This is a genomic window from Halobellus captivus (assembly GCF_003697845.1).
Lineage (GTDB): Archaea > Halobacteriota > Halobacteria > Halobacteriales > Haloferacaceae > Halorubrum > Halorubrum glutamatedens.
In genome coordinates this window covers 130,221-144,734 of sequence record NZ_RDQE01000010.1, presented here as the reverse complement: position 1 = coordinate 144,734, position 14,514 = coordinate 130,221, and the positions used below count along the sequence as shown (strand labels likewise).

At 69.0% G+C, this 14,514-nt stretch carries 13 protein-coding genes; 7 read left to right on the top strand and 6 right to left on the bottom strand.

Annotated features, from left to right (window positions below; translation table 11 throughout):
* Positions 1 to 70: 70 nt before the first annotated feature.
* The gene (locus EAO78_RS12795) at positions 71 to 1,711 is read right to left on the bottom strand and encodes a thiamine pyrophosphate-binding protein (RefSeq protein WP_122106223.1); all 1,641 of its coding nucleotides are present in this window, start codon (positions 1,709 to 1,711) and stop codon (positions 71 to 73) included.
* A gap of 138 nt (positions 1,712 to 1,849) precedes the next feature.
* Here EAO78_RS12795 and EAO78_RS12790 point away from each other — a divergent pair, with 138 nt between their 5' ends.
* Entirely contained in the window at positions 1,850 to 2,785 is a 936-nt protein-coding gene (locus tag EAO78_RS12790) for a 3-hydroxyacyl-CoA dehydrogenase family protein (RefSeq protein WP_122106222.1), read from the top strand.
* Between the two features lie 57 nt (positions 2,786 to 2,842).
* Here the strand turns inward: EAO78_RS12790 and EAO78_RS12785 are convergent, their stop codons facing one another.
* Positions 2,843 to 3,841 carry a cyclase family protein gene (locus tag EAO78_RS12785; RefSeq protein ID WP_122106221.1) on the bottom strand — a complete coding sequence of 333 codons (999 nt, stop codon included), beginning with the start codon at positions 3,839 to 3,841 and terminating at the stop codon, positions 2,843 to 2,845.
* Positions 3,842 to 3,969: 128 nt separating this feature from the next.
* Positions 3,970 to 4,617: an RraA family protein gene (locus EAO78_RS12780; RefSeq protein WP_122106220.1), complete on the bottom strand. Its 648-nt coding sequence runs from the start codon at positions 4,615 to 4,617 to the stop codon at positions 3,970 to 3,972.
* A gap of 99 nt (positions 4,618 to 4,716) precedes the next feature.
* Here EAO78_RS12780 and EAO78_RS12775 point away from each other — a divergent pair, with 99 nt between their 5' ends.
* The 3 genes from EAO78_RS12775 (at position 4,717) to EAO78_RS12765 (ending at position 7,890) form a co-directional block, all read left to right on the top strand.
* Entirely contained in the window at positions 4,717 to 5,883 is a 1,167-nt protein-coding gene (locus tag EAO78_RS12775; RefSeq protein ID WP_122106219.1) for an enolase C-terminal domain-like protein, read from the top strand.
* On the top strand, positions 5,880 to 6,662 hold the full coding sequence (locus EAO78_RS12770) for an enoyl-CoA hydratase/isomerase family protein (RefSeq protein ID WP_122106218.1): 783 nt from the start codon (positions 5,880 to 5,882) through the stop codon (positions 6,660 to 6,662). The genes EAO78_RS12775 and EAO78_RS12770 overlap by 4 nt, the downstream gene beginning before the upstream one ends.
* Before the next feature lie 94 nt (positions 6,663 to 6,756).
* Complete coding sequence (locus tag EAO78_RS12765; RefSeq protein ID WP_122106217.1) at positions 6,757 to 7,890, top strand: acyl-CoA dehydrogenase family protein; 1,134 nt, start codon at positions 6,757 to 6,759, stop codon at positions 7,888 to 7,890.
* Positions 7,891 to 7,952: 62 nt separating this feature from the next.
* Here EAO78_RS12765 and EAO78_RS12760 read toward each other — a convergent pair whose 3' ends face one another.
* Positions 7,953 to 9,185, bottom strand: coding sequence for a mandelate racemase/muconate lactonizing enzyme family protein (locus EAO78_RS12760; protein ID WP_122106216.1), 1,233 nt, complete (start codon positions 9,183 to 9,185; stop codon positions 7,953 to 7,955).
* Between the two features lie 206 nt (positions 9,186 to 9,391).
* Here EAO78_RS12760 and EAO78_RS12755 point away from each other — a divergent pair, with 206 nt between their 5' ends.
* Both EAO78_RS12755 and EAO78_RS12750 read left to right on the top strand, forming a co-directional pair.
* A complete protein-coding gene (locus tag EAO78_RS12755) occupies positions 9,392 to 10,462 on the top strand; it encodes a mannonate dehydratase (RefSeq protein WP_122106215.1) in 1,071 nt (356 codons plus the stop codon).
* Positions 10,463 to 10,519: 57 nt separating this feature from the next.
* Positions 10,520 to 10,723, top strand: coding sequence for a hypothetical protein (locus EAO78_RS12750; RefSeq protein WP_122106214.1), 204 nt, complete (start codon positions 10,520 to 10,522; stop codon positions 10,721 to 10,723).
* Positions 10,724 to 10,765: 42 nt separating this feature from the next.
* Here EAO78_RS12750 and EAO78_RS12745 read toward each other — a convergent pair whose 3' ends face one another.
* Positions 10,766 to 12,004 carry a mandelate racemase/muconate lactonizing enzyme family protein gene (locus EAO78_RS12745; protein ID WP_122106213.1) on the bottom strand — a complete coding sequence of 413 codons (1,239 nt, stop codon included), beginning with the start codon at positions 12,002 to 12,004 and terminating at the stop codon, positions 10,766 to 10,768.
* 148 nt (positions 12,005 to 12,152) lie between these two features.
* On the opposite strand from EAO78_RS12745, the gene EAO78_RS12740 reads away from it, so the two are divergent.
* Positions 12,153 to 13,514 carry a nickel pincer cofactor-dependent isomerase, group 22 gene (locus tag EAO78_RS12740; RefSeq protein ID WP_122106212.1) on the top strand — a complete coding sequence of 454 codons (1,362 nt, stop codon included), beginning with the start codon at positions 12,153 to 12,155 and terminating at the stop codon, positions 13,512 to 13,514.
* Positions 13,515 to 13,532: 18 nt separating this feature from the next.
* On the opposite strand, the gene EAO78_RS12735 is transcribed toward EAO78_RS12740, so the two are convergent.
* Positions 13,533 to 14,480 carry a D-2-hydroxyacid dehydrogenase gene (locus EAO78_RS12735; RefSeq protein WP_122106211.1) on the bottom strand — a complete coding sequence of 316 codons (948 nt, stop codon included), beginning with the start codon at positions 14,478 to 14,480 and terminating at the stop codon, positions 13,533 to 13,535.
* Positions 14,481 to 14,514: the final 34 nt, after the last annotated feature.

Sequence of the window (14,514 nt, the reverse complement as noted above, 5' to 3'; positions counted from 1 at the left end):
CACCGAGTAAATAGGTTGTGGTGCGGGATCGCGTCCCGTGGGTGTCGTTGGCTCGGATGTCCCCCGTCCCTCACTGAGTCATGAACGTCCCCGCCTGTGGCTCGTAGGGGTCGGTGGGGATCTCGACGAGAGTCGGGCCGCTCTCCAGTGCGGTCTCCGTCGCGTCGACGATCTCCGCGGGGGTCTCCGCGCGAGCCGTGTCGAGGCCCATACCCTTCGCGATGTCCCGACAGTCGAGCGGGGACTCGGGCCACCCGTAGGCCCCCTCGCCGAGCCCGTAGGACCGCTCCGCCTCCTCGCTGATGATCGCGTAGTCGTCGTTGTTGAACACGAACACGGTGACGTCGAGCGACTCCGCGGCGATCGTGTGGAGCTCCTCGAGACACATCAGCAGTCCGCCCTCGCCGATGAAGGCGGCGACCGGCCGGTCGGGGTTGGCGACCGCCGCGCCGACCGCGGCCGGGATCGAGAGCCCCATCGAGGCCCAGGAGCCGGGATTGACGTAATCGCGCGGCGCGTACGTCGGGAACGACATCAGCGTCCAGATCCGTGACCCGCCGGCGTCGGCCGTGACGACGCTCTCCCGCGGCAGCGCGTCGCGGATCGCCGTCACTGCGCTCGCCGTCGTGAGGGGCGCCTCGGAGACGTCCCGCAGTTCCGCCAGCCGCTCGGCTTCGGCCTCGCGGACCTCGCGTGCCCGGACCTCGCCGTCGCCGCCCGTCACCGACAGGTCCGCGAGGTCCACGTCCACCGCCGCCAGCGTTCGCGCGGCGTCTGCGACGATCCCGACGCTCGGCTCGTAGCCCGTCCCGATATCGGAGGGGTCCATCGTGACGTGGACGAGCTCGTCGGGCATGTCGTACGACCAGTGTTTCGTCCACACCGCGTCGAAGTCGGTCCCGACCCCGAGAACGACGTCCGACTCCTCGAGGCACCGCTTCAGCGCCGCGCTCGTCCCGCCACAGAGCATGCCGGCGAACAGGGGGTGGTCCTCCGGGAACGTCGCCTTCCCCTTGTAGGTCGTCGCCACGGGGGCCTCGAGCGACTCGGCGACGGCGCGTAGCTCATCGCTGGCGTCGGCCGCTCGGACGCCGCCGCCGGCGACGATCATCGGCTCGTCGGCCGCGGCGAGGAGCTCGCTCGCCTCGCGGACCTCGGGTTCGGGCGCGTCCCACGGCTCGGGGACGGCGATGTCGCCCGCGGCGGCCGGCTCGATCTCCATCGGAACGAAGTTCTTCGGGATGCCGACGCGGACCGGTCCCTTCGGGGCCGTCTTCGCGATCGAGATGGCACGTTCCAGCTCGGCGACCGTGCTCTGTGGCGTCTCGACGGTGACGTTCTCCTTGACGACGTTGTCGTAGGTGTCCGGCGGCGTCTCGTGGATCCCGTCGCCGCCCCGGATATCGGGCTCCGTCTCGACGGCGATGTGGAGGAGCGGCGTACAGTCGTTTAGCGCGTTCTTCAGCCCGTTCATCGCGTTCATGTCGCCGGGGCCCGGGATCACGACCGTCGCCGCCATTCCCCCGCTCGACTCGGCGTATCCCCAGGCCTGGTGGGAGACGTTGGTCTCGTGTCGAGCCATGACGAACTGGATGTCGTCCCGCTCGCTGATGCTCTCGTTCAACGGCAGCGTCTGTTTGCCGGGGATCCCGAACACCGTGTCGATCCCGTTCGCGGTGAGGCAGTCGATGATCGCGTCGCTGTTTTTCATTAGCTGATAGGTAGATGGCGGAACCACAATAAAACGTTTTGGTAGCCGTGAGCGCGAGCCGCCGCCGTCGTATCGAACGACCTGACGGCCCGACCGTCCGCACCGAACTTATTTGTCGACCACCCGTCTGGGTGGCGTATGACACGGAACGTCACCGTCGTCGGCGCCGGGAACATGGGACAGGGGTTCGGCGTCCACTTCACGCTTCACGGCCAGGACGTCACGCTCGTCGACCACCGTGAGGAGAACCTCGAACAGGCGGCGGATCGGATGGGGAACGCGGTCGAGGAACTCCGTGAAGGGGGACTCACCGAGCGGTCGCCGGAGTCGGTCGTCGAGGCCGTCTCGACGACGACCGACCTCCCGGCGGGCGTCGCCGACGCCGACCTCGTGCTCGAGACGGTCCCCGAGGACCTGTCGATCAAGCGCGACGTGTTCTCCACTGTCGCGGAGGCGGCACCGTCGGACGCGGTCCTCGCGTCGAACACCTCCGGGATCCCGGTCACAGAGATCGCCGAAGCGGTGCCGGACGCCGCCGAGCGGGTCGTCGGCTGCCACTGGTGGTTCCCGCCGTACCTGTTGGAGCCGGTCGAGGTCGTCCGGGGCGAGTGGACCTCCGACCGGACGATGGACCGAACGCGTGCGTTCCTCGAGGACGTCGACCGCCGACCGATCACGGTCGAACGGGACGTTCCCGGGTTCGTCTGGAACCGGATCCAGAACGCAGTCGTCCGCGAGTCCGTCCACCTCCTGGAGGAGGACGTGGCCTCCGTCGAGGACATCAACGCCGCGGTCCGCGACGGCTACGCCCGGCGGACCGCGGTCATCGGCCCGTTCGAGACGATGGACATCGCCGGCGTCGACCAGTTCCGAACGGTCGCCGAACACCTCTACCCGCACCTGTGTAACGACGACACCGCCCAGGACACCTTCGACGAACTCCTCGAGTCGGGACGAACGGGGATCGAGTCGGGCCGCGGCTTCCTGGAGTACGACGAGTCCGACGACGAGGTCCTCCGACGACGGGACCGGCGGCTCGCCACGCTCGGTCGGGTGTTCGACTCGTTCGAGTAGTGACACGACGTGGGGGCGAGGGTGGACCGTTCGCTCCTCGTCGGACGCCGGCCGCGTTCACTTGACGACGATCGGGTTCATCGGGCCGCCGGTCCCGCCCACGACGTGTAACGGCGCGCCGACGTACAGGAACTCGTACCGCCCGTCCTCGGCACAGCCGGCGGCGAGGTCGCCGAGCCGGTTCATCTCGCTTATGAGCACGCCCAGGTCCCGGAGCAGCACCGGATGGAGCGGCAGGCGGGTCCCGGTCGTCTCGGAGATCGTCTGCTCGGCCGTCACGGTGTCCGTCGCGAGCATCGGGATCTCCCGCTCGTCGAACCACTCGACCAGCTCCTCCGTGTAGGTGATCCCCGCCTCGTCAAGCGCGGGCTCCCCGCCGTGGGTCGTCTCGAACTCCTCGTAGAACGCGTCGGCCCCCTCTCGGTAGAAGAGATCCATCGCCCCGGTGCGGATCAGGAGGACGTCGCCGCGGCGGACCTCCACGCCCTGTTCGGATGCGCACGCCAGCAGCTCCTCGAGCGTGATCCGTTCGCCCGCGTCGAGATACTCGACGTCCCGGTGGCGAGCGACGTCGAGCAGCACTCCCCGACCGACGATCCCCCGATCGGCGACGTGTTCGATCCCGCAGCGTTCGATCCCGCCCTTCGTCGTGGCCGCGTCGAACCCGTTGTACAGTTCGTCGCCGTACCAGACGTGTGCGAGCCCGTCGACGTGGGTCGTGCCGTGGTTGTACAGGTACACCAGGTCGTCGGAGTTCTCCCAGCCGCCGTACGGTTCCCTGGTGACCTTCCCCGCCTCGAAGTGCCCCTTGTCCCGGAGCATGTGGTGGTCGGCGTCGTCCCGGGTCGGCCACATCGGGTCCCCGTCCGGGTGGCCGATCGGCGTGCCGAGCGTGAACGTCTCCCCGGAGGAGACGGCCCCGACGCCGCGCAGTACGGCGTCGGGATCGAGGTGGTTCAGGGCGCCCAGCTCGTCGTCATCGCCCCAGACGCCCCAGTTGTCGGGGGTCCCCGAGACGATCTCCGCGTACGGCTCCGCGTCGGCGTTCTCGTCCATGAGCGGTGCTATCGCGGCACCCGCATAAGCTTTCGTCCGGGATCGCGGGTTCCGGCGGGTCCGTTCGGGTTCCGGCGGGTCCGTTCGGGTTCCGGCGGGTCCGTTCGGGTCCCGACAGATACCCCCGATCAGAACCCGTCGTACTCCGCCACGAGCGTCTCCACGTCCGCGCCGTTCTCGACCCGACGGTCCAACACGAGCTCTTTGCCCAGGATCTCCCTCGCGGTCTCGGCGACCGCCGGCGCCGCGTCCTCGGGGACGACCGCGATCCCGGTCGCGTCGGCGACGACGACGTCGTTCCGCGCGATCTCGACGCCGCCGACCGTCACCGGCTCGCCGATCGACGCGATCCGGACGCGAGGTTGCCCGGACCGCGGCGTCGTCCCCGCGCCGAACACCGGGTACTCGCCGTCCCGGATCCCGTTGTAGTCCCGGTACCCGCCGTCGATCACGGTTCCCCGAACCCCGGCTGTTCCCGCGAGGCGGGACGCGAGCTCGCCCCAGTGGGACGTCTCCGCGGAGATCCCGTCGAGGACGAGCACGTCGTCGGCCGCGAACTCGGCGAACAGGTCGAACGGGAAGTTCGTTCGGTCGACGTCCTCGGGAGCGGGCTCGAACTCGACCGGTCGGGCCCGCCCGACGGCCGTGTGGTCGGGGTGTGCGGGGTCGAGTCCCGTGATCACCCCGTCCATCCCGTGTTCGTCGAGCGCGTCCGAGACGACCGTCGCGGTGAAGTTACCGTACAGCTGAACGAGCCGGTCTGGCGTGTGGGACATCGTCTCTCCCCTTCGGAGCGGCGTCTTATAACTCTCGACCCGGCGGATCGGGGTGACCGGACCATAACTATAACTCGTCTCCCGTGTTCGGTTCTCGGAATGCGGATCAACGAGATCGAGCTCACCGAGTTCACGTACGAGCTGGAGTCGGTCGGGACCGCGGGAGCCAACCAGGTCCACCAGGTGTACGACCCGGAGAACACGCTCGAACCGACGGGGCTGATCCTCACCGTGCGAACCGCGGACGGGACGGAGGGCCACTACCGGAGCATCACCTACGGCGAGCTGATGCGCACGCACGTCGAGATCGCCGCCGAGAATCTGCTCCTCGGCCGAGACCCGCTCGAACGCGAGTCGATCTGGCAGGACGTCTGGCGGACCTTCCGTCACACGGACCACTTCGGTCTCGGGCCGATCGACGTCGCGCTGTGGGACCTGGCGGGACGACACTACGGCGAGAGCGTCTCGAAGCTGCTCGGCGGGTGGCGGACGGAGCTGCCCGCGTACGCCTCGACGTTCTTCATGGACTCCGCGCCGGACGGGCTGAACTCGCCCGAGGCGTACGCCGACTTCGCCGAGGACTGTCTCGCCCGCGGCTACCCCGGGTTCAAGATCCACGGCTACCCGGAGGGTGACGTCGAGACCGACGTCGCCATCTGTCGCGCGGTCGCGGACCGCGTCGGCGACGAGATGGACCTCATGCTCGACCCGGCGAGCGGCTATCGGACCTATCGCGAGGCGCTGCGGGTCGGCGAGGTGCTCGACGAGCTCGGCTTCTACTGGTACGAGGACCCGATGGCGGACACCGGACAGAGCATCAACGCGAGCAAGAACCTGACGCGGAAGCTCGACACCCCAATGCTCGGGCTCGAACACGTCCGAACGGGGCCGTTCGGGCGGGCTGACCACATGGCGGCCGAGGCGGTCGAGCTGGTCAGAGCGGACGTCCACCAGGACGGCGGGATCACCGGCGCGATGAAGATCGCCAACGTCGCGGAGGCGTTCGGACTCGACGTCGAACTCCACATCGGTGGCCCGGCGACCCTCCACTGTATGAGCGCGATCCGCAACTCGAACTACTTCGAGCACTCCCTCGTTCACCCGCAGGGCGTCGACTGGATGAACCAGCAGGGGTTCGTCGAGTCGCCCGAGCGGTTGACCTCGGAGGGAACGATAACGGTCCCGGACGGCCCGGGGCTCGGCGTGGAGATCGACTGGGACTTCGTGAACGACCGCCTCGTCGACCGGACCGTCATCGGCCGATGACGGGCGAGGACGTCCGCTACGACGTCGACGGCGGGATCGCCACCGTGACGATCGACCGGCCGGCGGTCCGGAACGCCTTCCGGGGGGCCACCGTTGCCGAACTGAACGAGGCCCTCGCTCGCGCGGACGACGACGGAGACGTGTACGCGATCGTCCTGACGGGTTCGGAAGGCGGGTTCTGTGCCGGGGCCGATGTCACCGAGATGCCCGACTGGTCCGCGATGGGGGAGGCGGCCTACGGCGAGTTCCTCTCGTCGGTCCAGGCGGTCGTCGGGAAGCTGCGGACGAACCCGACGCCGACGGTCGCCGCGGTCGGCGGGCCGGCGGTCGGCGCCGGCTGCGACTTCGCGCTCGCCTGCGACGTCCGAACGGCCGGTCCGGACGCCCTGTTCAGCGAGGCGTTCGTGAACGTGGGCCTCGTCCCCGGCGACGGCGGCGCGTGGCTCCTGCCGCGGCTGATCGGCGAGGGCCCCGCCCGGGAGCTCCTCCTGACCGGCCGCGACGTCGACGCCGAGCGCGCCGCCGAACTCGGGCTCGTCTCCGAAGTGGTCGAGGATCCGCTCGCGGAGGCGTACTCGATCGCCGAGGGGATCCGGGACAACCCGCGGCTGGCCGTCGGGCGGACGAAGGCGCTCCTGTCCGAGCAGGGGTCGTTCGCGGACCACTGCGAGTCGGCGATCGCGTACCAGTGGGAGTGCGTCAACGACCCCGAACACGAGGAGGCCGTCGCGGCGTTCCGCGAGCGACGCGACCCCGACTACGACCGGTCGATCGAGTGAGCGGTGTGCCGGTCGAGCGAGCGGGCCGAACCTCGACCCGATCCGCGTCTCCCCCCTCCAGCAGTTATTTCACGCCGGGGCGACCACGTCGGCCATGCTCGCACTCTCTGCGGAACAGCGCATGATCGTCGACTCCCTCTCGGAGCTGGCGGAGACGGAGTTCGCGGACGACGCCTTCGAGTGGGACGGCGAGACGCCCTGGCGGAACGTCGAACTGTTGGCCGACCGCGGCTTCCTCGGGATCAACATCGACGAGGAGTACGGCGGGGGCGGGCTCTCGGAGCTGGAGGCGATCCTCTCCATCGAGGTCGTCGGCGCGGTGTGCCCGGACACGGCACAGTTCCTCTACGAGCAACAGATGGTCGGTCCACGGGCGATCGAGATGTTCGGGACCGAGACGGTCAAGGAGCGATACCTCGAACCCGTGACCGCCGGCGAGAGCGCGGTCGCGATCGGGATCTCCGAACCCGAGGCCGGCTCCGACGTGAAATCGATGAACACGACCGTCCGCGAGGAGGGCGGCGAACTGGTCATGAACGGGGAGAAGACGTGGGTCTCCCGGGTCCGGGAGTCGGACGCGGCCGTCGTCTGGACGCACTTCGACGAGGGGCTCGGCACCGTCGTCCTCGACCTCGACGCGGACGGCGTCGAGGTACAACAGCACTTCACCAACATGGCGGGCCACGAGCAGACGCACTTCTACATCGAGGACGTCGTCGTCCCGGAGGAGAACGTGCTCACCCGTGGGTCCGACGGGTTCAAACGGCAGCTGAAAGCGCTCAACTGGGAACGTCTCGGGAGCGCGGCACTGGCGAACGCGTTCGCGCGCAACGCCCTCGAGAAGGCGTTGGAGTACTCCGAGGACCGCGTCCAGTTCGACCAAGCGATCGGCGAGTTCCAGGGGATCGAGTGGAAGCTGGCGGACGCGACGAAGCGGTTACAGGCCTCACGGGCGCTCACCTACTCGGCCGGCCGGTCGGCGGTCGAAGCCGGGCGGACACCCGACCGACTCGGGACGGCCGTCGCGAAACTGTACGCCAGCGAGACCGTCGAGTCGGTCGTCAGCGAGTCGCTCCAGGTCCACGGCGCGAACGGCTACCAGCAGGGTCACCCGCTGGAGTATCTCTATCGGCTCGCACGCGGCCGCCGCATCGCGGCGGGAACGGACGAGATACAGAAGAACCAGATCGCCGCCGCACTCCGACGGGACGGGGTTCCGGAGGTCTGAGCGGACGCGCGACCGGCGGTGAGCGACCGAGAGGGGAGACGGGGGCGAGCCCGCGTCCGGGGTCAGTGCTTGCGGTGCTCCTCGACGACGTCCCAGTCGAGCTCGATGCCCAGACCGGGCGAATCGGGCACGCGGATCCGTCCGTCCTGGATCAGCGGCTCGGATCGCTCGACCATGTCCTCCCACCACGGGACGTCGCGGGCGTGGAACTCCAGCGCGAGGAAGTTCGGGACGGTCGCGCCGACGTGGACGCCCGCCATCGTCGCGACGGGACTCCCGATGTTGTGCGGGGCGAGCGCGCAGTAGTAGGTGTCCGCGAGGTCGCCGATCTTCTTCGTCTCCGCGATCCCGCCCGTCTTCGGGGTGTCCGGGGCGACGAAGTCGACCGCGCCCGTCTCGAGGAGGTCACGGAAGCCGTGACGGCCGTATCGGTTCTCGCCGGTCAGGACCGGCACGTCGACCTTCGCCGCGAAGTTCGCCATCGCCTCCGTGTTTTCCGGCGGCAGCGGGTCCTCGATCCAGACGGGGTCGTACTCCTCGACCGCGTCACAGACCCGTTTGGCCGACTCGCGGTTGAAGTTCCAGTGGAGGTCGAACGCGAACTCGGCCTCGTCGCCGACCTCCTCCGCGACGGCCGCCACCAGCCGCCGCTTGTGTTCGACCTCGGGGCCGGTGAGGTGGCGGGACTTCGTCCCGATCTCGTGTCCGGACGGGACGTCGAGGTCGAACTTGATGAGGTCGAACCCCTCGTCGACCGCGTCCCGGGCCTCCTCGGCGTACGCCTCCGGCCGGTACGTCTCCCGACGTTGCCCCTCGATCGCGGCGTCGATCATGGACTCACCGGCGTGACAGTCCGCGTAGATCCGCACCTCGTCGCGCATCTTCCCGCCGAGCAGCTGGTAGACGGGCTGGTCGAGCGCCTTTCCCGCGGTGTCCCACAGCGCGAGCTCGACGCCGCTTATCGCGATCGTCGCGACCCCCTGCTGGGACCCGCGGCCGGAGAGGCTCTCGCGCATCAGGTGGTAGAGCCGCTCGACGTCGAGCGGGTTCTCGCCCACCAGGACCGGTCGGAGGTAGTCGGTGATGATCTCGTGGACGCCGGGCGAGGGGTACGCCTCGCCGATCCCCGTCACGCCCGCGTCGGTCTCGATCGTCACGATCGTCCACGGGAAGTTCCCGTCGACGACGACCGTGTCGACGTCGGTTATCTCGGGGCTCTCCGTGTCGCGTTCGGGGGTCCGGTCGTAATCGCCCCACATCGTCGTCGCCAGCTTGGTGGCAAAGTCCTCGTACATGGTCGGGTGGCTCGTGTTGACGCGTTTCAACCGGACGGATTAAAGCTGTCGTCTCCGCCCCCGCGGATCGACGCCACCGTCGCGGATCGACACCACTGCCGCGGATCGACGCGGTCAGTCCCGCGTGAGCGGGCGGGATCCGCGACCAACGGCCAGTATCCGTACCCACCGAAACGCCTATACCCGTCCTTTCGACACGGTGACGTATGGATCAGTCAGATAGCAGAGACCGGACACCCCCGGGGCCGCGCGTCGGCTTCCGGACGAACACGCTCTCGGACGAACGCCTCCAGTACGTCCGCCAGTTGGGCGTGAGCGACGTCTTCGTCAACCCGACCGAGCCCGGTGGCGGGACCGGCGGCGACATCTTCGCCGACGAGAGCGACCGCACGGAGACGGACCGGCGGCTCCCGCTCGGGCCCGACGACGTCCCTTCGGTCGAGTACTTGGAGTCGCTCGTGGCAGCGTGTGCCGCCCACGACGTTCGACTCGCCGGGATCCACACGCTCGGGTACAACTGTTACGGCGACATCAAGTTCGGCCGGCCGGGCGCGGAGAAACAGCTCGAATCGATCAAGACGCTCCTCAGGAACATGGGTGAGGCCGGCCTGCCGGTTCTCGGCTACCAGTGGAACCCCCGAGGCGTGGTGCCGATGCGGACCGGAACCGTCCCGCTGCGCGGCGACGCCGAGGGAACGAGCTTCGAGCTGTCCGACGTCGAGGACGCGGGCGACCCCGCGCTCGACCGCGAGTACACCGAAGCGGAGCTGTGGGAGAACTACGAGGGGTTCCTCCGCGAGGTCCTGCCGGTCGCCGAGGAGGCCGGCGTCACCCTCGCGCTCCATCCCATCGACCCCCCGAACATCGAGTCGATCGGCGGCATTCCGCGGCTGTTCAGGAACGTGGAGAGCTTCCGCCGGGCGATGGACGCGGTGCCGAGCGACAATCACGGACTGAAGCTCTGTCTCGGCTGTTTCTCCGAGATGGGAGTCAGCGTGGTCGACGTCGTCCGCGAGTTCGGCGAGCGCGGCGACGTCGTGTTCGTCCACTTCCGGGACGTGGAGGGGACGGCCGAGTCGTTCAACGAGACGTTCGTCGACTGCGGGAACTACGACGAGTTCGAGGTGATGCGGACCCTGATCGACACCGGATTCGACGGGATCGTCATCCCGGACCACGTCCCCGAGATGCGCGACGACACCGACTGGGGCCACCGGGCCCGAGGGTTCACCGCGGGCTACCTCCGCGGACTCCTCAAGGGCGCGATCGCGGAATAACGGTCGGGAACCCGGTCCTGCCGACACCGTTTTGCTTCGGGGCGTTCGAGTCCACCCATGGACCGAGGCAACTTCCCGTACCTCCTGTTACACTACCTGGTGATGATCGGGGCGATCCTCGTCGTCGTCGACGGGATCGAACGGGCCGGATACGATCTCCCGCTCTACGTCGGCGTCGCCGTCGCGGTCGCAGTCGGCGTCGCGTACCCGCGGATCGTGGCGTTCGCCGGCGTCGCGCCCGAACGCTGGGAGTCGTCCTGAAGCGTTCGAGGCGTTCGGAATCGAAGCGATGAGGCTCGGGGACTAGTCGTAGATGAACTCGGTCCACGCGCCCTCGGTCGGCGGGTACTCCTCGATCACGTCGAGGTCGACGGTCACCCCGAGGCCGGGACCGTCCGGAACGCTCAGCTTCCCGTCGTCGACGTCGACGGTCTCCTCGATGACGTCGAACGCCAGGTCGAAGGGGTACATCCCGGGATCCTCCTCGGAATCGAGTGCGGGGTCGTCCTCGAAGACCGGGTACTCCAGGAGGTCGACCTCCGGTGCCGCGGCGACCAGGTGGGCGTTCGCGATCAGCCCGAGCCACGTGCCGAAGTTGTGGGGGACGAACTCGACGCCCCGTCCCCGACAGAACTCGATCGCCTCCGCGCAGCCGGTGTAGCCGCGGTGGTGGCGCACGTCGCCCTGGAGGAAGTCGACCGCGCCGGTGCGTCCGAGCTCGAGGAGCCCCGCCGGGGACTCCTCGCTCTCGCCGCCCGCCAGCGGAACGCCGAGTTCGCTCAGCTCGACGTACCCGTCGTAGTCGTCGGGTGCCACGGGCTCCTCGACCCAATAGGCCCCCTTCTCGCCCGCGTACTCCACGATGTCGGCGGTCGTCTCGGGGCCGTACGCCCCTCCCTCGAGCTTCCACCACGTGTGGGAGTCGAGCATGATCTCCGTCCGGTCGACCGCGTCGACGAGCCGGTCGATCGTCTCGAGGTCCCCCTCGGGACCGATCCCGGGTCGATACTTGTACCCGAAGAAGCCGAGCTCGTCGATGATCCGCGCCTGCTCGGCGTACCCCTCCGGATCCATGTACATCCCCGCGCTGGCGTACATCGGCAACCGCGTGTCGGGCTCGGTGCCGTACTCCTCGCACAACAGCTCGTAGATCGGCGCGCCCGCCCGCTTGCCCCGGAGATCGTACAGCGCGACGTCGATCGCGGACGCCGCCTCGTGGCGGGCTCGCTCGGGGAGGTCGGTCGCGTCGATCAGGTCGTGGGCGTCCGTCACCGCGTCGACCGTCTCCCCCTCCAAGGCGTCGGCGATCGGTCCCTCCACGAGGTCGGCGAACGTGGCCTGCGAGTCGCCCTCGAAGTACTCGCGCATCGCGGAGCTGCTCGCTCCGGCGGGCGCGAATCCGACCTCGCCGTCGGCCGTCTCGACGACGACGAGCACGACGTCCCGTTTCAGCAGTCGGCGCTTCCCGCCGTGGAAATCGCGAGTCTGCGGCGGTTCGATCGGTGAGGACAGTGCATGGCCTCGTACGTCAGTTATCCGCATACCGAAACCGTTCCCGGAGACTCACATAAAACCGGTGGTACTGGCGGGTCCCCCTCGGTGAGTTTCCGGTTTCGTTCCCGCCCGCGAGGAACGAGGTGACGGCCGAGACCGGGAGAGAGTTTAATATCCGGCTGCGACAGGATCGGACATGGACCAGAACGCGGCGGTCGATCCCGTCGACGATCGGCGGGTCGTCCCGGAGGAAACGATACGGAACGTCTGTGGGGACCGGAGTCTTCCGCCGCTCGGCGTGATAGAGCAGGTGTGGGAGACCGACCCGATCCCGGCGGACGAGATCGAGTCCCGCGCGGCCGCGGCCGTTGACGACCTCCCGTTCGAGGACGTTCCGGACGGCGGCGAGGTCGCCGTCGGCGCCGGCAGTCGGGGGATCGCGAACCTGGAGGCGCTCGTCCGCGGGACCGTGGAGGGGGTCAAAGCGCGCGGCTACGACCCGTTCGTCTTCCCCGCGATGGGGAGCCACGGCGGCGCGACCGCCGAGGGACAACGCGAGGTGCTGGCCTCCTACGGGGTCACGGAGTCGAACGTCGGCTGTGAGATCCGGGCGACGATGGAGGTGGAGGTCGTCGGACGCACCGCCGACCGCGACGTCCCCGTGTACGCCGACGCGAACGCGGTCGCGGCGGACGCCATCCTGCCGGTCAACCGGATCAAACCCCACACGATGTTCGCGGGCGACGTCGAGAGCGGGCTCTCGAAGATGCTCGTCATCGGGATGGGGAAACAGCGGGGCGCGAAGACCGCCCACGAGTGGGCGCTCGACTGGAGCTTCCGGAACATGATCCCCGAGATCACCGAGATACTCCTCGACGCGCTTCCCGTCGTGGGGGGCGTAGCGGTCGTGGAGGACCAGCGCGACGACACGACCGTCATCGAGGGGGTGCCCGCGTCCGGCTTCCTCGACCGCGAGGCCGAGCTGCTGGAGGTCGCCTACGAGCGGCTCCCCCAGCTCCCCTTCGACGACCTCGACGTGGTGGTGTTCGATCGCATGGGCAAGGACGTCAGCGGCTCCGGCATGGACACGAACGTCACCGGGCGGATCCTCCCCTTCAACGAGCCCTCGCCGGAAACGCCGTTCGTTCGTCGGATCTACACCCGGTCGCTGACGCCGGCCTCACACGGCAACGGCACCGGCGTCGGGCAGGCGGACTTCGTCCACCGCGACCTGCTCGCGGACCTGGACGTCGAGGACACGGTGATCAATACCGTGACCGCCGGGAGCGTCGAGAACGCCCGGATCCCGGCGACGGTCGAGACCGACTGGGCGGGGATCGTCGCCTGCCTGTCGACGGTGGGCGTCCGGGAGCCGGGTGAGGTCCGACTGCTCCGCGCGACCGACACGATGAACGTCGAGCGGCTGTACGCCTCGGAGGCGCTGATCGAGGACGCCCGCGACCGGGACGACCTGCGGGTCGTCTCCGAGCCCGAGCCCGTCGAGCTCGACGACGGGGACCTCGCGGCACCGTCGCCGTCCTCGGCGGAATCGGACTGAGTTCGTCGAGTCGGCCGATCAGGCGATCCGGTTTCTCAGTTCGCCGTCGCCGTCCCGACGCCGGTCGAAGTTGTGGAGGAAGAGGTCGACGAACCGGTCGACGAAGTCCCGCGACCGGCCGCCCACGTGCGGCGTGATGATCGCGTTGTCGAGGTCCCAGAGCGGCGACGACTCCGGCAGCGGTTCGGGGTCGAAGACGTCGAGCCCCGCGCCGGCGATCCGTCCGGTCTCCAGCGCCTCGATCAGCGCCTCCTGGTCGACGACCGGCCCGCGCGCGACGTTGATCAGGAACGCGGTGTCCGGGAGCGTCTCGAACGTCGAGCGGTCCACGAGGTGTCGGGTCTCCTCGGTGAGCGGGACGGTGAGCGCGAGGACCTCCGTCTCGCCGATCGCCCGATCGAGCGCGGACGGCTCGAGGACGCGGTCGGCGGGGAGCACGCCGTCGTACTCGTCGGGCGTCCGCTTCGTGCCGTACACGTCCATGCCGAACCCCAGCCCGCGGCGGGCGACCGACTCGCCGATGTCGCCCATCCCGACCACGGTCAGCGTCCGGCCGTCGAGGTCGATCAGCTCGCCCCCCTTCGTCCGGTCCCAGTTCCGCTCGCGCTGCTCGTCGAGGAACGTCGGGAGCCCCCTCGCGAGACCTAACGCGAGCGCGAACACGTGGTCGGCGACGGGCGATCCGTAGTTGCCGGTCGCGTTCGTGAACGTGATCCCCCGCTCGCGGAACGCCTCGACGGGGAACGCGGCGTAGCCGGTGCTCGTCGCCTGGACCCAGTCGCCCTCGTCGAGGGCGTCGAGGAGGGCGTCGTCCCAGCTCGCCGGGTTGATCACCAGCGCGTCGGCGTCGACCAACCGCGCTTTGGTCTCCTCCGTGTCGCGTGCGGTCCGGACCGTGAGTCCGTCACGCGTTCCCTCGAGCGTCTCGTGGATCGGCAGGTCGTGTCGAACGACGACGGTCGTCATGTGCTATCCCTCCTCGTCCGAGTAGTTAAAGCGT